The sequence below is a fragment of the Bacillus sp. S14(2024) genome (assembly GCF_050473785.1).
Lineage (GTDB): Bacteria > Bacillota > Bacilli > Bacillales > Bacillaceae_G > Bacillus_A > Bacillus_A yunxiaonensis.
The window spans coordinates 172097-192954 of the sequence record NZ_JBFLUP010000006.1; the positions used below are offsets into that span (position 1 = coordinate 172097).

The following is a 20858-nucleotide window of genomic DNA, read 5'->3' on the forward strand; positions in this document are numbered from 1 at the left end:
AAGCGCATGAGCATCAGAGCTGAAGAAATTAGCGCACTGATAAAGCAACAAATTGAAAACTATCAATCTGAGATCGAAGTTAGCGATGTTGGTACAGTTATTCAAGTTGGTGACGGTATTGCACGTGCTCATGGTCTTGATAACGTTATGGCTGGTGAACTTGTTGAGTTCGCTAACGGCGTTATGGGACTAGCACAAAACTTAGAGGAAAATAACGTAGGTATCATTATTTTAGGACCTTATACTGAAATTCGTGAAGGTGACGAAGTACGTCGTACAGGTCGCATCATGCAAGTACCAGTAGGGGAAGAATTAATCGGTCGTGTTGTAAACCCATTAGGGCAACCAGTAGATGGTTTAGGTCCAATTCATACAACAAAAACTCGTCCAATCGAAAGCCCAGCACCAGGTGTAATGGACCGTAAATCTGTTCATGAGCCACTTCAAACTGGTATTAAAGCGATTGACGCTCTTGTACCAATTGGCCGCGGACAACGTGAGTTAATCATCGGTGACCGCCAAACTGGTAAAACAGCTGTTGCACTTGATACAATCTTGAACCAAAAAGATCAAGATATGGTTTGTATCTATGTAGCAATCGGACAAAAAGAATCTACCGTTCGTAACGTAGTTGAAACATTACGTAAGCATGGTGCATTAGAGTACACAATCGTTGTAACTGCATCAGCTTCTCAACCAGCTCCATTATTATACTTAGCTCCATATGCTGGTGTAACAATGGGCGAAGAGTTCATGTACAATGGCAAACACGTATTAGTTGTATATGATGACTTATCTAAGCAAGCAGCTGCATACCGTGAGCTGTCATTACTATTACGTCGTCCTCCAGGTCGTGAAGCATATCCAGGGGATGTATTCTACTTACACTCCCGCTTACTAGAGCGTGCGGCAAAATTAAGTGATGCAAAAGGCGCTGGTTCTTTAACAGCATTACCTTTCATCGAAACACAAGCAGGGGACGTATCAGCTTACATCCCAACAAACGTAATCTCTATCACAGATGGACAGATTTTCTTACAATCTGATCTATTCTTCTCTGGTGTACGTCCAGCGATCGACGCAGGTACTTCTGTATCTCGTGTTGGTGGTGCGGCTCAGATCAAAGCGATGAGCAAAGTATCTGGTACACTTCGTCTTGACCTTGCATCTTATCGTGAATTAGAAGCGTTCGCTCAGTTCGGTTCTGACCTTGATAAAGCAACACAAGCGAAATTAAACCGTGGTGCACGTACAGTAGAAGTATTAAAACAAGGCTTACATAAGCCATTAAAAGTAGAGAAGCAAGTTATGATTCTTTACGCATTAACACGCGGATTCTTAGATGATATCCCAGTAGCAGATATCACTCGTTTCGAAGACGAGTTCCATGCTTGGTTAGATTCAAATGCTGCTGAATTATTAACTGAAATTCGTACAACAACAAAACTTGCTGAAGACGAAAAAATGGCAGCAGCTATTAACGGCTTCAAAAAAGTTTTCGTAGCATCTGAATAATAATAAAAAGCGGAGCCGGCTCTTTAGGCCGCTCCACTTCTATATAAACAGGTAACTCTTACATAGAGTGCTAACGGATATGTAGAGGAAAAGAGTAGGTGCACCTATTCTTTTCCTTCAATCATGAACAAGTATAGCTTGTTAATTAGATTAGAAAGATGAACAAACGGAGAGCCTTTCTAATCATGCCAACTTCCGGAAAAAAGGTGGTGAAAACCTGTGGCATCTTTACGCGATATAAAAGCAAAAATTAACTCGACAAAGAAAACGAGTCAAATTACGAAGGCGATGGAGATGGTATCTGCATCAAAATTAAGCCGTGCAGAGCAAAATGCTAAATCTTTCGTTCCGTATATGAATAAGATTCAAGAAGTAGTAGCGGACATAGCGCAAGGTAGCGGGGTAAATCACCCAATGTTAACAGCGCGTCCTGTGAAGCGAACAGGATACATCGTTATTACATCGGATCGCGGACTAGCAGGTGGATATAATAGTAACGTTTTACGTGCAGTAAGCAATGTAGTGAAAGAGCGTCATAACATGGATGCAAACCAGTACGCGATTATTGTACTAGGACGTCTAGGCCGTGATTATTTAAAACGTCGTGGTTTTAATATCATTGATGAAGTAATTGGATTATCTGATCAACCGTCATTTGCTGATATTAAAGAAGTTGCTTCAAGAGCAATTTCTATGTTTACAGATGGTGCGTATGATGAATTGTATATTTACTACAATCATTATGTAAGTAAGATTTCACAAGAAGTAACGGAGAAGAAAATTTTACCGCTTACTGATGTGGCATCTGAAAAAGCAACAACTTCATATGAGTTTGAACCGTCTGAAGAAGATATTTTAAAAGTATTATTGCCTCAATACGCAGAAAGCTTAGTGTACGGTGCATTGCTAGACGGCAAAGCAAGTGAGCACGCAGCGCGTATGACAGCGATGAAAAGTGCTACAGACAACGCAATGGAAGTTATCGATACACTTACACTTTCTTTCAACCGCGCTCGTCAAGCAGCGATTACGCAAGAAATTACGGAAATCGTCGGCGGTGCAGCAGCGTTAGAATAGAAAGAAACAGCGGAACCGATAGTCTTGATGTGAAATATAAAAAAATTAAAGCCGACTGCTCGTAGAAAAGCTGGCTAATTTAAAGAAAGCTAGGAGGGAACCCGATGAATAAAGGGCGCGTTACGCAAATCATGGGTCCGGTTGTAGACGTTAAGTTTGACGGCGGAAAGCTACCTGAAATCTACAATGCCCTTAAGATTAAACAAGATGCAATTAACTTAACTTTAGAAGTTGCAATTCATCTTGGTGATAATACAGTTCGTACAGTAGCAATGTCTTCTACAGACGGACTTGTTCGTGGTGTAGAAGTAGAGGATACTGGTAAAGCAATCTCAGTTCCAGTTGGTGATGCAACACTTGGCCGTGTATTTAACGTATTAGGTGATGCAATTGACTTAGGTGAAGAGGTAGCAGCGGATGTACGCCGTGATCCAATTCACCGTCAAGCACCTGCATTTGAAGAGTTATCTACAAAAGTAGAAATTCTTGAAACTGGTATTAAAGTAGTAGACTTATTAGCTCCTTATATTAAAGGTGGTAAAATCGGTCTATTCGGTGGTGCCGGTGTAGGTAAAACAGTATTAATCCAAGAATTAATTAACAACATCGCACAAGAGCACGGCGGTATCTCTGTATTCGCTGGTGTAGGTGAGCGTACTCGTGAAGGTAACGACTTATACCATGAAATGAGCGATTCTGGCGTAATTAAGAAAACAGCGATGGTATTCGGACAAATGAACGAGCCGCCTGGAGCACGTCAACGTGTTGCACTAACAGGTTTAACAATGGCTGAGCATTTCCGTGATGAGCAAGGACAAGACGTACTTTTGTTCATCGATAATATCTTCCGTTTCACGCAAGCTGGTTCTGAAGTATCTGCCCTTCTTGGTCGTATGCCATCTGCGGTAGGTTACCAACCAACACTTGCAACAGAAATGGGTCAATTACAAGAGCGTATTACATCAACAAATAAAGGGTCTATCACGTCTATCCAAGCGGTATATGTACCAGCCGATGACTACACTGACCCAGCACCAGCAACAACATTCGCTCACTTAGATGCAACAACAAACTTAGAGCGTCGTTTAACACAAATGGGTATTTACCCAGCGGTAGACCCATTAGCGTCTACATCTCGTGCACTTTCTCCAGAAATCGTTGGAGAAGAGCATTATGAAGTTGCTCGTAAAATTCAGCAAACATTACAACGTTATAAAGAGCTTCAAGATATCATCGCTATCTTAGGTATGGACGAGTTATCTGAAGAAGATAAATTAGTTGTACATCGCGCTCGTCGCGTTCAGTTCTTCTTATCACAAAACTTCCACGTAGCAGAGCAATTTACAGGTCAAAAAGGATCTTATGTACCTGTAAAAGAAACAGTTCGTGGATTCAAAGAAATTCTAGAAGGAAAATATGATGACCTTCCAGAAGACGCATTCCGTCTTGTTGGTGGTATTGAAGAAGTTGTTGAAAACGCGAAGAAAATGATGGCGTAAGGCCTTAGGAGGGACGAATTATGAAGACATTTCCAGTCAGTATTGTAACTCCTGATGGACCGGTTTATGAAAATGAAGTTGAGATGGTAAGCGTAAAAGCAGAGAGCGGGGAAATGGGGATCTTGCCAGGTCACATTCCGACTGTTGCACCTCTTAAGATTAGTGCAATTCGCTTGAAAAATGGTGGACATACGGATTACGTGGCAGTTAGCGGTGGCTTTATCGAAGTTCGCCCTGAGAAAGTAACAGTATTAGCACCATCTGCTGAAACAGCAAGTCATATCGACATTCATCGTGCAAATGAAGCGAAGCGCCGCGCTGAGCAACGTCTGCAAGATAAACAAGCACATGTTGACTTCAAACGTGCAGAAATGGCATTACAACGTGCAGTGAACCGTTTGAACGTTTCAAATATGAAGTAAAGAAAAAAGCCGTAAAGGGATAAACCTTTGCGGCTTTTTTGTAGTTATTAGCAGTAAGAAACTTAGTGAAGAAAGCTTCCTATCAGCTGGGTTTTCTTGCCAATTCACCGATAAACTGAAATACCGTTTTTTCCTTTATTTTTTGCTTCATACATCGCCATATCAGCATGCTGCAGAAGTGATATAGCGTCATCTCCCGCGTCTGGATAAGCAGCGATCCCGATGCTTGGTGTAATTTGTAATGTGTGACTTTCTATTTGAATTGGTTCATTTATAACTTGTAAAATGTTATTTGCGATTGTCTCAACTTCTGAGAAACTGTCGTAGTTTTCGATTAGAACCGTAAATTCGTCTCCGGCAAGCCGAGCCACTTTGCTATTTTGTCCAGCGGCATATTGCAATCGCTTTGCAACTTCGACTAAGAGAAGATCCCCAATTTTATGACCCAGTGTATCGTTAATCATTTTGAATCGATCTAAATCGAGAAACATAATTGCGAATTGAGCTTTTTCTTTGTTGGCTTGAATGATTGCATGATTCAGCTGCTCTTCAAATGCACGACGGTTAGCAAGCTGTGTTAATGTATCATGATACGCTAAAAAATTAATTTGTTCTTGCTGCTTTTTGCTTTCGGTAATATCTTTTACCATTACATAAATACCCATAATTTGTTCTTTAAATATGATTGGTACCGCTGTTACATGTAAATAATAAATATCTCTATTTTGATGATATGCGCGTATATCTAAAGCTGCGGAATGTCCCTTTTTCACATAACGAAAAACGTCCACAATAGTTTCCAAATCTTTTTCATACACAAGGGAATGGTAAGATTTGTGCAAAATTTCATCTGCTGGATAGCCAAGCAATGTGATTCCAGCGTTATTTATATTTAAAAATGTCCCTTGTAAATCTAATGTGAAAATTGGATCGGGATGATGTTCGTATAATGATTTAAACATTTGTTGGCTTTGAAATAATGCGTTTGTTTTGTTTACTAAGTCTTCTGTCCGCAGTTCAATTTGTTTTTCTAACTCCAGATTAAACTGCTGCTCTTTTTGTAATAGTTGTGCATTTTGGCTTCGCACTAACAGGTGGCGAATGAGTACGAAGAAAAACATTATGAAAACTCCTTTCACTAAAATGGGTGAAAAGGTGTTTTCATATAAAGTAAATAGAATTAATGCAGCAACTGATAGATAAGGAATTGATAACCGAATTATCTCGCCCATTTTGGTAGGTAAAAGAGCTTGCATAGATTTGTTTTGTTCGTTTGTATGAAGCAGACAAGCGATTGCAACTATCCCTAATATAACTTGATAGAGGGGTGCTACGGTAAACGTAGAACCATGTGGTAAAAAATATTTAATGTACGCATAGGTAGAGTCAATTAATGCATATAAGATGAGCGAACAACTTAGCAATGAAATAACTAGCTTGGAAGTAATCGCTACGGGTCGAAATAATAAACAAATTCCCATCAATAAAAATAGTAAATTCGCAACTGGATACGCAAGTTGAACAAATTCAGAAATGAAAGAGATTTTATTTTGGTTCACAGCGTTTTTGATGAACAGATAATAGTTTAAAGTAAATATTGCTGTAATGAGGATACAGATATCACATAAAATAAACATTCTTTTCCAATTTTTGCGGTCATGCATACATTTATAGAAAAAAGCTAGCGTATAGAAAAGTAAAAATAATAAATAGAATGCATCTGATGAATCTGCAAATGTTTTGTATTCGTGCAAAATTAAACGTTGATACGCAACAATTGTATCGCCAATAAAATAAAAAAACGAACCGGTTGCTAATAGCATCCAAAACTTGTAGGCGTGTCCTTTTTTGCGGGAAGTAGAATAAAATAAAGAACTACATATCACTAGATCAATGATGAGAGTAGTTATATTTGTTTCCATTTGAAAAAGAAACGAGGACTCGTCCCATATTTGTAAAGCTATATAATGCGAAGTTATATAAATTAATAAAGAACCCAAAAGAAAAAACAAATGGTTTTTTTCATTTTTTGTCATAATCAGTCACCTGTGATGTTAGATGTCATGCTTTTGTTATAAACATACAACATTTTTTCTCTTATTTATAGTATGCCATTTTCTTTTAAAAGGAATAGTCTTTTTAAGACATACATTCAATTAGAGGTTGTGATGTGAAATGAAAGATAAGCAACCTTTAAAGAGGCAGTAAAGCTTCACAGGACTCATACCTGTGAAGCTTTTTTAGTAAATTGCTAATACTTTTCCGTTCCCTATATTGTATATTTTTATATATACAAATAGTAAAATAAAAATAATGGGATTTGTTTAGACTAAAATTCATGAATATCCACGGTCAACAGAAAAAGGGGGAACAATATGTTTCAAAAAATGAGTATTCGAGGTCGCATTATAAGTTTAGCTGTTGTTCTTATGTTATCTCTTGTAATTGGATTTGGAATTTTTACGAATGTGATATTGAGAAGTGGTGTTGAAAGCAGTATTGCTACATTTGGGATAAATATTGAACAAGCAATTACCAAGAATTTTGACGTAGATTCCTATAAAGAATGGCTGCAGAATCCAAAGAAAGATGACACTTACTGGAAAATTCGCGATCGTTTAAATACGATTCGTGAAAACAATGGAGCTTTATACCTTTATACATTAGAAATTAAGAATGGCAAGACATATATGATTATTGATGGACAACCAAAGGATTCAAAGATACAAGTTGCCATTGGAGAAGCGACAAGCATGAACTATCCCGATATAGACCAAGTATTGTCGGGCACAGCAATTCATACTGGTATTATTAAAGACCAAACGTATGGAGATTATATGACTGTCATTGTACCTATTAAGGATAAAAGCGGCAAAGTACTTGGTGCTCTTGGGATGGATATAGATGCGTCTAAAGTTAAAGATATTGCAGGAGAGGTTGCCAAGGAACATGTTCCAAAATTACTTTTATTTATCGTAGTGATTTTTGTTTTCTCTCTTATTATCTTAACTGTATTTATTCGTCGTATCTTAAAGCCGCTCGGCGCAGTAGAACAAGCAGCCGCACGTATAGCACAGGGGGATTTACGGGATACAAACATTGTATATACAAGAGAGGATGAAATAGGGCGTATTGTAGGAGCATTTCAACATATGACGGTCTACTTGCGATCTTTAGTCAATGACGTGCAGACAACGGCGCAGACAGTCAAACAAGCATCCGGTAATCTTGTATCTTCTTCTCGCTATCTTCAAGAGCAGAATAATATGATACTGGCTGCAAGTGATGAAATAGCATCTAGTAATACCCATACGGTTCAGTCTATGGAACGTACGACTGAAAATATTCAAAGTTTTGAACAAGAAGTCAAGGGAGTCGCAGAAGCTGTTGAACAGATGGATGTTATTTCAGGAGTTGTGAAAAAAGCCGGCCATGAGGGGGAGCAATCTCTGCAAGAGTCACTGAACCGGAGTGAAGTGACTGGAAAGAGCTTTGAGGCATTCTGGAATACAATGAATATCTTGTTAGAGCGTGTTAAGGGGACCGAAGAAATTGTACAAACCATTGACGATATTGCAATACAAACAAACTTGCTTGCCTTAAATGCCTCCATTGAAGCAGCACGTGCGGGGGAAAGCGGAAGAGGATTTGCGGTTGTCGCAGAAGAAGTTCGCAAGCTGGCTGAAAAAACAGCAGAGCACACTGACCGTATCCAGAAAATAACGCAAGATATCCGTACTGAAACAGAAGAGGCTAATTTAGAACTGACTGTCGCTTTAAAAAAATATGCCGAACAAAATAACCAGGTCAAGGAAGTAAAAAATCAAATGCAGGGATTAAAGAATGTAACGAATGAATTGAATGAAGCGCTCCAAAATGTAACAAATCGTGTTCATTCCATTCAGCAGCAACAAACATCTATTCAAAATGAAACATTATCTGTCATGTCTGCGAGTGAAGAAACTGCTGTGGCGACAGAACAAGTAAATGAAATTATTCAAACAACAGCTGAAAAAATCAATGACTTTGTAACTGAAGTGAATGTTATTGATCGGGATGTAAAAGAGCTTGTTCAAAAAACAAATCAATTTATTTTATTTTAACCTTATTAGTTAGGGTAATTGTTATAGTGTGGATGAATACGGAAAAAGTCTGTTCACAGGGTGCTGAAACAGGCTTTTTCCGTATTTCTTTTCTACCTTTTTCCAATATATCGACATAAGAATTTGAAATTTGATATAATAATTATAATCGCATTATTTAGAAAAATTAAAAAATAATAAATAGTGCAAATCAATCATAACGTTTACTAAGTGAACTTGTATTTGTGAGGGGGGAGAGAGTTTTACAATGGCAAATGTATATGAAAATAGTTATATGATTGTCGTCATTTTTTTGCTATTGGGTATATTACTGCCGATTGTAGCACTCACATTGGGGAAGCTGCTGCGTCCACATAAACCGAGTGCGGCGAAGGAAACAACATATGAAAGTGGAATTGAGCCGTTTCATGATGCGAACGTCCGCTTCCATGCCCGTTATTATATTTTTGCATTGCTTTTTGTCATTTTTGATGTAGAAACTGTATTTTTATATCCGTGGGCGGTAGCGTATGACAAGCTGGGGTTATTTGCATTAGTGGAGATGCTCATTTTTGTTATTATGTTACTCATTGGTCTTGCATATGCTTGGAAAAAGAAGGTGTTACAATGGCTATAAACTTTGAAGATATTCATCCACAAGAACGCGCTGAATTAGAAAGAAATATATTTTTTACGACACTGGAACAAGTAAAGGGATGGGCTCGCAGTAATTCGCTATGGCCAATGACATTTGGACTGGCATGCTGTGCGATTGAGATGATGGGAGTAGGCTCTTCGCATTATGATTTAGATCGATTTGGCTCTTTCTTCCGTACATCACCGCGTCAATCAGATGTCATGATTGTATCTGGAACAGTAACGAAGAAAATGGCACCAATCGTTCGTCGTTTATATGATCAAATGCCAGAACCAAAGTGGGTCATTGCGATGGGATCTTGTGCAACAGCGGGAGGACCATATGTGAATTCGTATGCTGTTGTAAAAGGAGTCGATCAAATCGTACCGGTGGATGTATACATTCCTGGCTGTCCGCCAAATCCAGCAGCGTTAATTTACGGTATTAATAAATTAAAAGAGAAAATTCGTTACGAAGCAAAGACAGGAAAGCAGGTGACGAATAAATGAGCGACCAAGATAAAAATATAGATGATGCGAAAAAAGAAGCGGCAAAACGTGCAAAGGAAGAAGCGCAGAAGCGACTGGCGGCACGTCAGGAAAATGAGATTCCTATTGTAGAAGAAAAAGAGAAAGCGCTGTCAAATGAGGGCGAAATAGATGCAGCAGAAGCAAAGCGCCGCGCGGCAGAAGAAGCGAAAGAAAGGGCGAAGGAACTAGCGGCGCAAAAGGCAGCGGAAAGACAAGCATCTAGTGATGATGAAAAAGCAAAAGCAATCGCAGAGGCGAAGGCAAAAGCAGCAGCCGCAGCAAAAGCAAAAGCGGCGGCATTAGCGAAGCAGAAAGAAAAGGAAGAAGAACTACCAGAAGGTGACGAAAAAGCAAAAGCAATCGCAGAGGCGAAGGCAAAAGCAGCAGCCGCAGCAAAAGCAAAAGCGGCGGCATTAGCGAAGCAGAAAGAAAAGGAAGAAGAACTACCAGAAGGTGACGAAAAAGCAAAAGCAATCGCAGAGGCGAAGGCAAAAGCAGCAGCCGCAGCAAAAGCAAAAGCGGCGGCATTAGCGAAGCAGAAAGAAAAGGAAGAAGAACTACCAGAAGGTGACGAGAAAGCAAAAGCAATCGCAGAGGCGAAGGCAAAAGCAGCAGCCGCAGCAAAAGCAAAAGCGGCGGCATTAGCGAAGCAGAAAGAAAAGGAAGAAGAACTACCAGAAGGTGACGAGAAAGCAAAAGCAATCGCAGAGGCGAAGGCAAAAGCAGCAGCCGCAGCAAAAGCAAAAGCGGCGGCGCTAGCAAAGCAAAAGGGAAAAGAAGAGGCTTCGGAAGATGATGAGAAAGCAAAAGCGATTGCGGCAGCGAAGGCAAAGGCAGTGGCAGCAGCAAAAGCGAAGGCGGCAGCGTTAGCGAAGCAAAAGGGACAAGAAGAAGTTCCGGAAGGTGATGAGAAGGCCAAAGCAATTGCGGCAGCAAAGGCGAAAGCGGCGGCAGCGGCAAAGGCCCGGGCGGCTGGAGGAAAGAAAGAGGAAGAAGAACCGAAGGTAGAAGAGACATCACGAAACCAGCCATATTTAGATGCGTACGTTCAGGCAATTACAGCGAAATTTGGTGAAGATGTGTTAGAAGATTTTTATATTAATACATTGTCCAAGGATGTGCCAACGCTCATTGTGAAACCGAAGCATTACTATAAAGTGATGGAGTTTTTAAAGATGGATCCTGAATTTGCATTCGATTATATGTCAGAATTGCATGCGACAGATTTTACGGTGCATATGGAAGTGTACGTGCATTTATATTCTTATGGTAAGAAGCAATCTGTAGCGGTAAAAGTAAAGCTGGACCGGGATGAGCCGAAAGTGTCTTCCATTGCACCGTTATGGAACGGGGCTGATTGGCCGGAGCGTGAGGCGTATGATTTACTTGGTGTTGTGTTTGAAGGGCATCCAAATTTAAAGCGTATTTTGATGCCGGACGATTGGATTGGCTATCCGCTGCGAAAAGATTATGAGCCGTTTGATGTGGAGGTGTAGCAAATATGATTCGTACAGAAGAAATGCTTTTAAATGTAGGGCCGCAGCATCCGAGTACGCACGGTGTATTTCGGCTCGTTATTAAAATTGACGGGGAGATCATTAAAGAAGCTACGCCTGTCATTGGATATTTGCACCGCGGCACAGAGAAAATTGCGGAAAGCTTGCAGTATACGCAAATAATTCCGTACACAGACAGAATGGATTATTTATCAGCGATGACAAATAACTACGTCATTTGTCACGCGGTTGAGACGATGATGGGATTAGAAATACCAGAGCGTGCTGAATATTTACGCGTACTTGCAATGGAGCTCGGGCGCGTAGCAAGCCACCTCGTTTGGTGGGGGACAAATTTACTTGATATTGGAGCGGTGAGTCCGTTCTTATATGCATTCCGCGAACGGGAGATGATTATTAACCTACTGAACGAATTATGTGGAGCTCGTTTAACATTTAACTATATGCGCGTTGGCGGGGTGAAGTGGGATGCCCCGGATGGCTGGATTGAAAAAGTGCGCGAGTTTGTTCCGTATATGAGAGAGCAGCTAAAGGGATATCACGACCTTGTGAGCGGCAATGAAATTTTCTTAAACCGCGTAAGGGGAGTCGGTATTTACTTGGCAGAGGATGCATTGCAATATTCATTAAGCGGAGCGAATCTGCGCTGCACTGGGGTCAAATGGGATCTTCGCAAAGATGAACCGTACTCGATTTATGACCGCTTTGACTTTGATGTTCCGGTTGGTAAGGTAGGCGATGCTTGGGATCGTTACATTTGCCGGATGGAGGAAATTGAAGAATCGCTGAAAATCATTGAGCAAGCGGTAGAGCAGTTTCCAAAAGAAGGAGCTACTTTAGCGAAGGTACCGAAGATTATTAAAGCACCAAAAGGTGAGGCGTTCGTTCGAATTGAATCACCGCGCGGAGAGATTGGCTGTTACATTGCGAGCGATGGAAAGAAAGAGCCGTACCGCTTAAAGTTCCGCCGTCCATCCTTCTATAATCTACAAATCTTACCGAAACTTTTGAAAGGCGAGAATATCGCAAACTTAATTACAATCTTAGGCGGCATTGATATTGTACTTGGGGAGGTTGATGGATGATGATACAAAACCTCTTAGCGTCACCCGCAAGCTGGACCAACTTTCTTATTTTTTTCGGATTAGCAACGCTGCTATTGTTTGTCGTTCTCGGTTTTGTTACATATGGGATTTTAGCAGAGAGAAAAGTAATGGGATTTATGCAAGGGCGCATAGGGCCAAACCAAGTAGGCGGCCGTTTTGGTCTCCTGCAAACAGTAGCGGACGTATTAAAGCTTCTATTAAAAGAAGATACGATTCCGAAAGCTGCCGATAAACCACTCTTCATATTAGCACCTGTCATTGCGTTTGCGCCGGCATTTATGGTACTAGCGGTCATTCCGTTTACAGATAAATTGCAGTTTGCTGATATTGGCGTTGGCTTACTGTACTACATTGCCATCTCCGGTATTACCACAATTGGCGTTGTTACTGGGGGATGGGCGTCTAACAATAAATACTCCTTACTAGGAGGAATGCGCGCCGCAGCACAAATGATTTCCTATGAAATTCCACTGGTTATGAGCGTAATTGGAGTAGTTCTTCTAACAGGCAGCTTGAATTTAAATGAAATTGTCGAGGCGCAAAAAGGGGTTTGGTACATTTTCGTGCAGCCAGTTGGTTTTGTCGTATTCTTAATTGCAGCTGTTGCCGAATTGAACCGGACGCCGTTTGATTTACCGGAAGCTGAATCGGAACTTGTTTCTGGATATCATACGGAATATTCAGGATTCCGCTGGGCGTTCTTCATGCTCTCTGAGTACGTGTATTTCTTTGGAATGGCATCGCTTATGACGGTACTATTCTTAGGGGGCTGGCAGCCAATTCCGTTTCTATCTTTTATTCCAGGTGCCGTTTGGTTTGCGTTGAAATTTAGCGCTGTTGTGTTTCTGTTAATATGGTTCCGCGTGACGTTTCCGCGTATACGAGGCGATCAATTAATGGAGTTTGGCTGGAAAGTACTATTGCCAGTAGCGCTTGCAAATATTTTCTTAGCTGCATTTATAAAAGAATTGTTCTTCTAATCTAAAAAGGGGGGTAGGAGTACAATGAAAGGATTATTTAAAGGTTTAAAGTATACGCTTAGTAACTTAAGTAAGAAGAAAGTAACGTATGACTATCCAAATCAGCCACTACCACTTCCAGATCGCTTTCGCGGTATTCAAAAGTTTTATCCAGAAAAATGTATTGTCTGCAATCAATGCGCAAATATTTGCCCCACAGACTGTATTCAACTAACAGGGAAAAAGCATCCGGATCCAGAGAAGAAAGGGAAGATCATAGATACGTATGATATTAACTTTGAAATTTGTATTCTTTGTGATCTTTGTACAGAAGTTTGTCCGACAGAAGCAATTGTGATGACGAATAACTTTGAGCTGGCGGAATATTCGCGTGATGATTTATTTAAAAATTTACAGTGGCTGGATGAAAATGATCAAAACGTGAGAAGGGAGAATAAAGCATGAATGGCGAGTTAGTAGCATTTTTAGCATTAGGCCTGCTTGCGGTGATGGGCGGTGTACTTATGCTGAACTTAACGAAAGTGATGCATATGATGCTCGCTCTAGTGTTTACGTTCCTTAGTATTGCTGGGCTGTATTTTATGCTATCAGCAGAATTTGTCGGGGTTGTCCAAATTTTGATTTACTCCGGTGCGATTACGATCATTATGATTTTTGGCATTATGTTAACGAAGCATAATGATGAAGAAGAAATACGTTTTGGATGGCGGAAATTGTTTGTCTTTCTTGCAGTTGTGGTATTCGGTGCCGTGATGTATTTTGCAGTGAATAATGTGGATTTTGAGAATGGGCGTGTACAAGATGGGATCGCACTTCATGAGCAAAATACACTTCAGATTGGAAAATTGTTGTATTCGAAATATATAATAACGTTCGAATTAACATCTATTTTGTTACTTGTTGCACTTGTTGGCGCCATTGTACTTGCGAAGAAGGATGAGAAAGAGGGGGATTCGCATGAGTAGTATTCCAGCTTCTGCGTACCTGACGCTTGCAATTATACTGTTTTGCATCGGTTTATTTGGAGCATTAACGAAGCGTAATACAGTAATTGTATTAGTTTGCATTGAATTGATGTTGAACGCGGCGAATTTAAATTTAGTTGCCTTTAGTAAATTAGGGATGTTTCCAAATTTAAAGGGACAAATTTTCTCACTGTTTACAATGTCCGTCGCTGCAGCAGAAGCTGCGGTTGGCTTGGCAATTTTAATCGCTTTATACAGAAACCGCGCAACGGTGAATACAGACGAAATGGATTCATTAAAGCATTAATGTTGTGACCGAAAAGGGGGGAGAAACTAATGATGGATTATGCATGGATAATACCGCTTTTCCCGCTTGTATCTTTCGTTTTACTCGTGATGTTTGGCAAGAAGCTGAAAGAAGGAAGCGGCTTACTTGGCACCTTTCTCGTTTTTCTTTCATTTGCGGGCGCGGTACTTGTATTAATAGAACGGCTATCGGCAGAAACGGTAAAACAGCAATGGACGTGGCTACAAATAGGAGATGTGAACATTTCCTTCGGCTTTGAAGTAAATGCATTAAACGCATTGATGCTCTTTATTGTCACACTTGTGAGCTTGCTCGTTCATGTGTATTCGAAAGGGTATATGCATGGCGATGAAAGGTTCCATATTTTTTATGCATACTTAGGGTTATTTACGTTTGCGATGCTTGGGCTTGTGATTTCAACTAACTTATTACAGCTTTATATATTCTGGGAGTTAGTAGGGCTCGGCTCCTTCTTGCTAATTGGTTTCTATTTCTTTAAAGAAGAGGCAAAGGCAGCTGCAAAAAAGGCGTTTATTATGACGCGTATTGGGGATGTCGGCTTGTTTATCGGGATGATTCTATTATTCTGGCAAGTTGGCAGCTTTGACTACGATGCAATCTTCAAGGCGGTACAAGCTGGAGAGATTTCAGGAACGATGATTACACTAACGGCGATTTTAATTTTTGTCGGCGCCATTGGGAAGTCCGGTCAGTTTCCTCTGCATTCGTGGCTTCCAGATGCGATGGAAGGACCAACGCCAGTATCGGCGCTTATCCACGCAGCAACGATGGTTGCAGCTGGGGTATATTTAGTGGCTACCATGTTTCCGCTTTTCTCAGCGAGCGAAGCAGCGATGCAAACTGTGGCAATCGTTGGCGGCGTTACGGCAATCTTTGCGGCATCCATTGGTTTAGTACAAACAGATATTAAGCGTGTGTTAGCGTATTCCACGGTGAGTCAGCTTGGTTATATGATGCTTGCACTAGGTTCAGCAGGATACGTGGCTGGTGTTTTTCATTTAACGACGCACGCATTCTTTAAGGCGTTATTATTCTTAGCAGCCGGAAGCGTCATTCATGCCGTACATACGCAAAACATCGAAGAAATGGGCGGCTTGTTTAAGAAGATGAAAATAACAGGCTCATTATTTTTAATTGGTACGCTTGCAATTAGCGGTGTCCCCCTATTTTCTGGATTCTTTAGTAAGGATGAAATTTTAGCGGCGACGTGGGAACGCGGCAATTACGTTTTATTTGTCCTTGCGGTGATCGCAGCTTTCTTTACTGCCTTCTATATGTTCCGTCTTTACTTCCTTGTCTTTACGGGAGAGGCGCGCGGGGAGCAGAAAAATGTGCATGAATCTCCGGGCGTCATGACAGTGCCGATGATGGTTCTTGGCGTCTTGGCAGTTGTGGCAGGTTATGTGAATACACCTTGGTTCGGAACATTTCTTGGGGATTGGCTCACAAAAGATGCAGCGTTTCAGGTGAGGGAAGTTCATGGCCCGGCCTGGATCATGATTGTGGCAACGTTCGTTTCATTAGCAGGGATTTTCTTAGCGTATTTAATATATGGAAAACGCACAATTTCCCGTGATTGGATTGGCGGCGAGCAGACTCCAATGTACAGCTTGCTGAAGGAGAAATATTATATTGATGAATTGTATAGCGTAACAGTGCTTCCGCTCGTGAAAGGAATTGCCTATGTTTTGAACCTCTTTGAAACGTACATTGTCGAAGGAATCGCGAAGCTAATCGCTGGTGTTGTAAGAGGTGTGAGCGCGGCCCTCTCGAAATTGCAAAACGGGCAAGTGCAAATGTACGGCACAGTTACAGCTATTTGTTTAGCTGCATTAGTAATGATTCTGCTATTGACAGGGGGGCATGGACAATGAATTCCTTTCTATTATCTTTCTTCATTTTCTCCCCGCTGTTATGTATTATACTGTTGGCATTTGTACCGAAGACGAAGGAGAGAGCGGCAAGGATTGTCGGTCTGCTTGGCACATTACTTCCCCTCGGTTCCGCGCTCTTTATCGCGAGTACATATGCATCGGGAAAAAGCTTAACGATGTTTGCTGAAAAGGTAAAGTGGATTCAATTTGGAAACTTTCCAGGTATAGAGAAAGAATTGTTTATGATCTATTATGAACTGGGTATTGATGGCTTCTCACTCGTTATGATGCTTTTGACAGCATTGTTAGCAACATTAGCTGCCATTACGGCGTTTTCTATTACAAAGCATGTAAAAGGTTTCTACATGCTGCTGCTTATGCTTGAAATCGGAATGCTTGGTGTCTTCGCTGCGGAAAACTTGCTGCTGTTCTTCGTTTTCTTTGAAATTACATTGCCAGCTATGTTTTTACTCGTTGGTAAATGGGGCAAATTCAGCAGTGAAAAAGCAGCGTACAGCTATTTAATTTATAACGGCATTGGTTCTGCGATTTTACTCATTGCCTTTTCAATTTTATTTGCAAGGGCAGGTACAACGAATATAGCAGAGCTACAGGACGTTTTAGTAAGAGGAAAATTGACAGCATTCGGTGAATTGTTGCCAGATTCCTTGCAAATTGGGTTATTTCTAGCCATTATGGTTGCATTTATGATTAAACTTCCGGTCTTTCCGCTTCACCGCTGGATGGTAAATGTTCACGTTCAAGCGCACCCGGCAATTGTTATGCTGCATGCAGGTGTTCTTTTAAAGATTGGGGCATACGGGATTGTCCGCTTTGGAATGGGTCTTTTCCCAGAGCAGTTTGAAAAGTTTGCGTTTGCCTTAGGGATTTTAGGGGTTATCAACCTACTGTACGGTGCTTTGCTGGCGCTTGTTCAGACAGATTTCCGAAAAGTGCTCGCATATTCAAGTATTTCACATATGGGAATTGTGCTGATCGGTTTATCCGCGCTGAACGCGGCGGGGATGAAGGGGGCATTGTTTCAAGTCGTTTCCCACGGTTTAATCGCGGCGCTTCTCTTTTTCCTTCTTGGCATCATCGAGCAGCGCTTTGGTACTTCTGACATTACAAAACTTGGCGGCTTAGCGAAGCGAGTACCAATCCTTAGTGGTTTCTTATTGGCAGGAAGCATGGCTTCGCTCGGACTTCCTGGAATGTCTGGGTTTGTGAGCGAATTTCTAGCGTTTCTTGGTTTGTTTCAAGCACATCCAATCTTAGCGGCGGCCGGAGCAATCGGCATTATTTTAACAGCGGTGTATGTACTTCGGGCAGTTATGCAAGTTACATTCGGAAAAAGGGAATGCGAAGCGAAAAGCGATATGCGTGGATTGGAGTATATTCCTGTTGTAATCTTGCTAGCGTGTATTCTCATTATTGGTATTCTGCCAGATGTACTTGGTGAACCGCTTCGCGATACATTACAATCGTTAGGGGGTAGATAGAAGATGGATATGAAAACATTACTAGGATTATCATGGCATTTAATGACGCCGGAGTTCATCCTCATTGGCGGCGCTATTCTTCTATCTCTTCTTGATCTGTTCGCGAAACAAACGTTTCATCGCCGGAATTTATCGTACGGAGCAATTGGAACTGTTATACTCGCACTTGTTGCGCTCGTTACTTTGTACGGTGCACCGGCCGGAGAGATTTTAGATGGATCATTTATACTAGACGGATTTTCAAAGGCATTTAAAACACTCTTATTGCTTGGCGGTCTTCTCGTTTTATTCATTGCAATGAGCGACGATGCCAAGCAGCCGATTGAAGACCTGGGAGAATATTATTACTTATTTTTAACGGCGCTTCTTGGTGCGATGGTTATGGCGTCTAGCAGCGATTTTATTACATTGTTCATCGGCCTTGAATTATTATCATTGTCTTCGTACATTTTAGTCGGCATTCGTAAGAACAATAAAGCTTCGAATGAGGCGGCAATGAAGTACGTAATTAATGGTGGTATTTCTACAGCAATCACGCTGTTTGGAATGAGTTATTTGTACGGACTGACAGGTTCAACAAATATTTTAGATATGCAGGGTTTGTTTATACAAGGAGTGAGCGGTGATATACAACTTTTGCTGGCACTTGCGTTTATCCTGCTCTTTGTCGGTTTGTCTTTTAAAATTGCGACCGTCCCATTTCACATGTGGGCGCCTGACGTGTATGAAGGAGCAGCAACGCCTGTTACAGCGTTGTTAGGAACAGTATCAAAAATTGCTGGATTTGTGATGATTATTCGCATTTTCTTAGTTATTTTCGCAGCAATTCCTGTTCAAAATGAAACAACATCACTATTAAGTAATATGGGCATCTATATTGCAGTTCTTGCTGGTATCACAATGATTATTGGAAATAGTGTTGCCTTAAAGCAGTACAATATAAAACGAATGCTTGCGTATTCAGGAGTGGCGCATGCTGGTTATTTACTTGTACCGTTCGTAGCGTTGTCACCATTCCTTATGGATAGCATGTGGTTTTACATGCTTGCTTATGTACTGATGAATATCGGAGCATTTGCGATTATTCACGGAATAATCTTACAAACGGGACAAGAAAATGTATCTGCTTTTGCAGGTTTATATAAACGATCACCGTTTGCAGCGGTCATGATGACAATTTTTATGTTGTCACTTGCTGGTATTCCGGGGACAGCGGGATTTATTGGGAAGATTAACATCTTTTTAGGAGCCTTTATCGTCCAGCCGGCTCATTACGTACTAGCATCAATTATGATGGGGACAACGGTAATCTCGTTCGTCTATTATTTCCGCATTTTGCAGCAAATATTTTTCCGCCGCGCAGAAAGTGAAGAGCGTATCGTTCTTCCGGTTAACTTGAAAATAGTTGTAAGCCTTTGTGCAATTGCAACAGTCGTGCTTGGTATATTGCCAGCAATCGGATACCATTTCTTTTACGATTATTTTCCACTTATGAAGGATTTCTTCTTTGTTGGGAACGTGGTACAATAGTAAAAATTGAAAGTGTAGAGCATGTACTCTACACTTTTTATTTTGGTTATTTTTTGTTTACTATACAAGTAGTAAGTGGATGGAACCAATCGAGTTCATACGAGCAGTTATGCATCAGGATATGCGAAAATTACTGCCTGTTAGAGCGGGATAAAGTGAAACTATCTTTTGGGAACGATTTTTTCCAAAAAGATTAGTTGAACCAATCGGGTTCATACGGGCAGTTATGCATCAAGATATACGAAAGTTACTGCCCGTTAGAGCGGGATGAAGGGGTCGATTTTCTATGGCGCAAATTTTAGGGCAACAAGCACTCATTGCGATTGTGTCGCATTTACTGTTTATTACCATTACGTGGTGGGCGCTGCAGGGCCTTCACGTAGAACGCCTGATGAAATCAGGAAAAGTACTGCAAATGAGAGTATTCATGATCCTTGTAACGATTGCCATCGGTGCATCTGTGAGTAACTTTTTCCTTGATTATTTAGGGTATTCAAAGAGTTTAACGTACCTTGTAAAGTAAAAAGTACAACGTATAGAACCATCCTTCTCCGTCAACAATGGGGACTAGGAGGGGATGAACGTGAAAAAGATGCAAGCCGTGCTTTTGATTGTTGTGAGTGCTGTTATATTTTTAGCTGGGTATAGAGAAATGAAACCTGTTAGCGATCAGGAAAAAATGGAAAGTATGATCGCAGCTTTAGAGAAACATGGTGCAGATGTTGAGCATTGGTCTTGGTTAGCGCGGGAAACAAAGACAATTTCAAATATACATACGTTTGAAGAGTTACTTAGTCAAATTAAGCAACGTGCAAATGTAGAAGAATGGAAAATTGAACACTCTAGGGACGGTTATAAAGCAACAGCACAAAAAAGTTTTTCTTCTCATGAAGAAAGGCTAGTAGTTACGTGGACAATGGAAAATACTAAAGAAAACACTTTCATTATATATGAAGTGAGCGGGGCAAATTGGGACCCAAAATATATTGATAAAACGAATAAAATTTTTAATACAAAACCAAAAATTTATACTTGTATTCAAGGTGCGCTCAGTGATAAGATTGAAGGTGTTTTGCAAGATAAAGCCAATGAAGTTTTGAAAGATCTTTCAGCAAGAATGATTGAAAAAGTAGAAGAAAGAGCATTTGTGTCAGTCTCCGCATATAATAAAAAATGGAATGACGCTCTTTCAACAAATAAAGAGAAAATCAATGTGCAAATAGCAATACGTTCTACGAACAACAAGAATACAATTGTGGTTGGCACACCGATCATAACTTCTGAGTATTGAATA

General features: G+C 40.7%; 19 protein-coding genes. 18 read left to right on the top strand and 1 reads right to left on the bottom strand.

Annotated elements, in window-relative coordinates:
• The first annotated feature begins 6 nt into the window (after positions 1-6).
• The 4 genes from atpA to AB1279_RS01155 all read left to right on the top strand — a co-directional run bounded on the left by atpA (position 7) and on the right by AB1279_RS01155 (position 4513).
• Positions 7-1515 (top strand): F0F1 ATP synthase subunit alpha, encoded by a 1509-nt coding sequence (gene atpA, locus AB1279_RS01140; protein WP_429757549.1) that lies wholly within the window; start codon positions 7-9, stop codon positions 1513-1515.
• 219 nt (positions 1516-1734) lie between these two features.
• Complete coding sequence (atpG, locus tag AB1279_RS01145) at positions 1735-2592, top strand: ATP synthase F1 subunit gamma (protein WP_429757550.1); 858 nt, start codon at positions 1735-1737, stop codon at positions 2590-2592.
• 104 nt (positions 2593-2696) lie between these two features.
• The gene (gene atpD, locus AB1279_RS01150; RefSeq protein ID WP_429757551.1) at positions 2697-4091 is read left to right on the top strand and encodes a F0F1 ATP synthase subunit beta; all 1395 of its coding nucleotides are present in this window, start codon (positions 2697-2699) and stop codon (positions 4089-4091) included.
• Between the two features lie 20 nt (positions 4092-4111).
• The gene (locus AB1279_RS01155; protein WP_429757552.1) at positions 4112-4513 is read left to right on the top strand and encodes a F0F1 ATP synthase subunit epsilon; all 402 of its coding nucleotides are present in this window, start codon (positions 4112-4114) and stop codon (positions 4511-4513) included.
• 104 nt (positions 4514-4617) lie between these two features.
• Here the strand turns inward: AB1279_RS01155 and AB1279_RS01160 are convergent, their stop codons facing one another.
• Entirely contained in the window at positions 4618-6549 is a 1932-nt protein-coding gene (locus AB1279_RS01160) for a diguanylate cyclase domain-containing protein (protein WP_429757553.1), read from the bottom strand.
• An 858-nt stretch (positions 6550-7407) separates the two neighbouring features.
• Between AB1279_RS01160 and AB1279_RS01165 the strand changes: the two genes are divergently transcribed.
• From AB1279_RS01165 to AB1279_RS01230, 14 genes are all read left to right on the top strand, one after another.
• On the top strand, positions 7408-8616 hold the full coding sequence (locus AB1279_RS01165) for a methyl-accepting chemotaxis protein (protein WP_429761264.1): 1209 nt from the start codon (positions 7408-7410) through the stop codon (positions 8614-8616).
• Between the two features lie 247 nt (positions 8617-8863).
• Entirely contained in the window at positions 8864-9232 is a 369-nt protein-coding gene (locus AB1279_RS01170; protein WP_154710224.1) for an NADH-quinone oxidoreductase subunit A, read from the top strand.
• On the top strand, positions 9223-9741 hold the full coding sequence (nuoB, locus tag AB1279_RS01175) for an NADH-quinone oxidoreductase subunit NuoB (RefSeq protein ID WP_020061447.1): 519 nt from the start codon (positions 9223-9225) through the stop codon (positions 9739-9741). The genes AB1279_RS01170 and nuoB overlap by 10 nt, the downstream gene beginning before the upstream one ends.
• Complete coding sequence (locus AB1279_RS01180; protein ID WP_429757554.1) at positions 9738-11258, top strand: NADH-quinone oxidoreductase subunit C; 1521 nt, start codon at positions 9738-9740, stop codon at positions 11256-11258. Before nuoB ends, AB1279_RS01180 begins: the two co-directional genes overlap by 4 nt.
• Positions 11259-11263: 5 nt before the next feature.
• Positions 11264-12364 (top strand): NADH-quinone oxidoreductase subunit NuoD, encoded by a 1101-nt coding sequence (nuoD, locus tag AB1279_RS01185; protein WP_429757555.1) that lies wholly within the window; start codon positions 11264-11266, stop codon positions 12362-12364.
• Positions 12364-13365, top strand: a complete 1002-nt coding sequence (nuoH, locus tag AB1279_RS01190) for an NADH-quinone oxidoreductase subunit NuoH (protein WP_336482508.1) — start codon at positions 12364-12366, stop codon at positions 13363-13365. The genes nuoD and nuoH overlap by 1 nt, the downstream gene beginning before the upstream one ends.
• A gap of 24 nt (positions 13366-13389) precedes the next feature.
• Entirely contained in the window at positions 13390-13809 is a 420-nt protein-coding gene (nuoI, locus tag AB1279_RS01195) for an NADH-quinone oxidoreductase subunit NuoI (RefSeq protein ID WP_336482189.1), read from the top strand.
• The gene (locus tag AB1279_RS01200; protein WP_429757556.1) at positions 13806-14330 is read left to right on the top strand and encodes an NADH-quinone oxidoreductase subunit J; all 525 of its coding nucleotides are present in this window, start codon (positions 13806-13808) and stop codon (positions 14328-14330) included. Before nuoI ends, AB1279_RS01200 begins: the two co-directional genes overlap by 4 nt.
• The gene (gene nuoK / locus AB1279_RS01205; protein WP_336482191.1) at positions 14323-14637 is read left to right on the top strand and encodes an NADH-quinone oxidoreductase subunit NuoK; all 315 of its coding nucleotides are present in this window, start codon (positions 14323-14325) and stop codon (positions 14635-14637) included. The genes AB1279_RS01200 and nuoK overlap by 8 nt, the downstream gene beginning before the upstream one ends.
• A 29-nt stretch (positions 14638-14666) precedes the next feature.
• Positions 14667-16532, top strand: coding sequence for an NADH-quinone oxidoreductase subunit L (gene nuoL / locus AB1279_RS01210; RefSeq protein WP_429757557.1), 1866 nt, complete (start codon positions 14667-14669; stop codon positions 16530-16532).
• Positions 16529-18034, top strand: a complete 1506-nt coding sequence (locus AB1279_RS01215) for an NADH-quinone oxidoreductase subunit M (protein WP_429757558.1) — start codon at positions 16529-16531, stop codon at positions 18032-18034. Before nuoL ends, AB1279_RS01215 begins: the two co-directional genes overlap by 4 nt.
• A gap of 9 nt (positions 18035-18043) precedes the next feature.
• Positions 18044-19564, top strand: a complete 1521-nt coding sequence (gene nuoN / locus AB1279_RS01220; RefSeq protein WP_429761266.1) for an NADH-quinone oxidoreductase subunit NuoN — start codon at positions 18044-18046, stop codon at positions 19562-19564.
• 286 nt (positions 19565-19850) lie between these two features.
• Positions 19851-20087, top strand: coding sequence for a DUF1146 family protein (locus AB1279_RS01225; protein ID WP_336482194.1), 237 nt, complete (start codon positions 19851-19853; stop codon positions 20085-20087).
• Positions 20088-20156: 69 nt separating this feature from the next.
• A complete protein-coding gene (locus AB1279_RS01230; protein ID WP_429754398.1) occupies positions 20157-20855 on the top strand; it encodes a YwmB family TATA-box binding protein in 699 nt (232 codons plus the stop codon).
• Positions 20856-20858 lie beyond the last annotated feature (3 nt).

What these genes read in the sequence shown, in the direction of transcription:
- atpA (WP_429757549.1), top strand. Translation starts at nt 7, where the DNA reads ATGAGCATCAGAGCTGAAGAAATTAGCGCACTGATAAAGCAACAAATT.
- atpD (WP_429757551.1), top strand. Translation starts at nt 2,697, where the DNA reads ATGAATAAAGGGCGCGTTACGCAAATCATGGGTCCGGTTGTAGACGTT.
- AB1279_RS01155 (WP_429757552.1), top strand. Translation starts at nt 4,112, where the DNA reads ATGAAGACATTTCCAGTCAGTATTGTAACTCCTGATGGACCGGTTTAT.
- AB1279_RS01160 (WP_429757553.1), bottom strand. Translation starts at nt 6,549, where the DNA reads ATGACAAAAAATGAAAAAAACCATTTGTTTTTTCTTTTGGGTTCTTTA.
- AB1279_RS01165 (WP_429761264.1), top strand. Translation starts at nt 7,408, where the DNA reads ATGGATATAGATGCGTCTAAAGTTAAAGATATTGCAGGAGAGGTTGCC.
- AB1279_RS01170 (WP_154710224.1), top strand. Translation starts at nt 8,864, where the DNA reads ATGGCAAATGTATATGAAAATAGTTATATGATTGTCGTCATTTTTTTG.
- nuoB (WP_020061447.1), top strand. Translation starts at nt 9,223, where the DNA reads ATGGCTATAAACTTTGAAGATATTCATCCACAAGAACGCGCTGAATTA.
- AB1279_RS01180 (WP_429757554.1), top strand. Translation starts at nt 9,738, where the DNA reads ATGAGCGACCAAGATAAAAATATAGATGATGCGAAAAAAGAAGCGGCA.
- nuoD (WP_429757555.1), top strand. Translation starts at nt 11,264, where the DNA reads ATGATTCGTACAGAAGAAATGCTTTTAAATGTAGGGCCGCAGCATCCG.
- nuoH (WP_336482508.1), top strand. Translation starts at nt 12,364, where the DNA reads ATGATACAAAACCTCTTAGCGTCACCCGCAAGCTGGACCAACTTTCTT.
- nuoI (WP_336482189.1), top strand. Translation starts at nt 13,390, where the DNA reads ATGAAAGGATTATTTAAAGGTTTAAAGTATACGCTTAGTAACTTAAGT.
- AB1279_RS01200 (WP_429757556.1), top strand. Translation starts at nt 13,806, where the DNA reads ATGAATGGCGAGTTAGTAGCATTTTTAGCATTAGGCCTGCTTGCGGTG.
- nuoK (WP_336482191.1), top strand. Translation starts at nt 14,323, where the DNA reads ATGAGTAGTATTCCAGCTTCTGCGTACCTGACGCTTGCAATTATACTG.
- nuoL (WP_429757557.1), top strand. Translation starts at nt 14,667, where the DNA reads ATGATGGATTATGCATGGATAATACCGCTTTTCCCGCTTGTATCTTTC.
- AB1279_RS01215 (WP_429757558.1), top strand. Translation starts at nt 16,529, where the DNA reads ATGAATTCCTTTCTATTATCTTTCTTCATTTTCTCCCCGCTGTTATGT.
- nuoN (WP_429761266.1), top strand. Translation starts at nt 18,044, where the DNA reads ATGAAAACATTACTAGGATTATCATGGCATTTAATGACGCCGGAGTTC.
- AB1279_RS01225 (WP_336482194.1), top strand. Translation starts at nt 19,851, where the DNA reads ATGGCGCAAATTTTAGGGCAACAAGCACTCATTGCGATTGTGTCGCAT.
- AB1279_RS01230 (WP_429754398.1), top strand. Translation starts at nt 20,157, where the DNA reads ATGCAAGCCGTGCTTTTGATTGTTGTGAGTGCTGTTATATTTTTAGCT.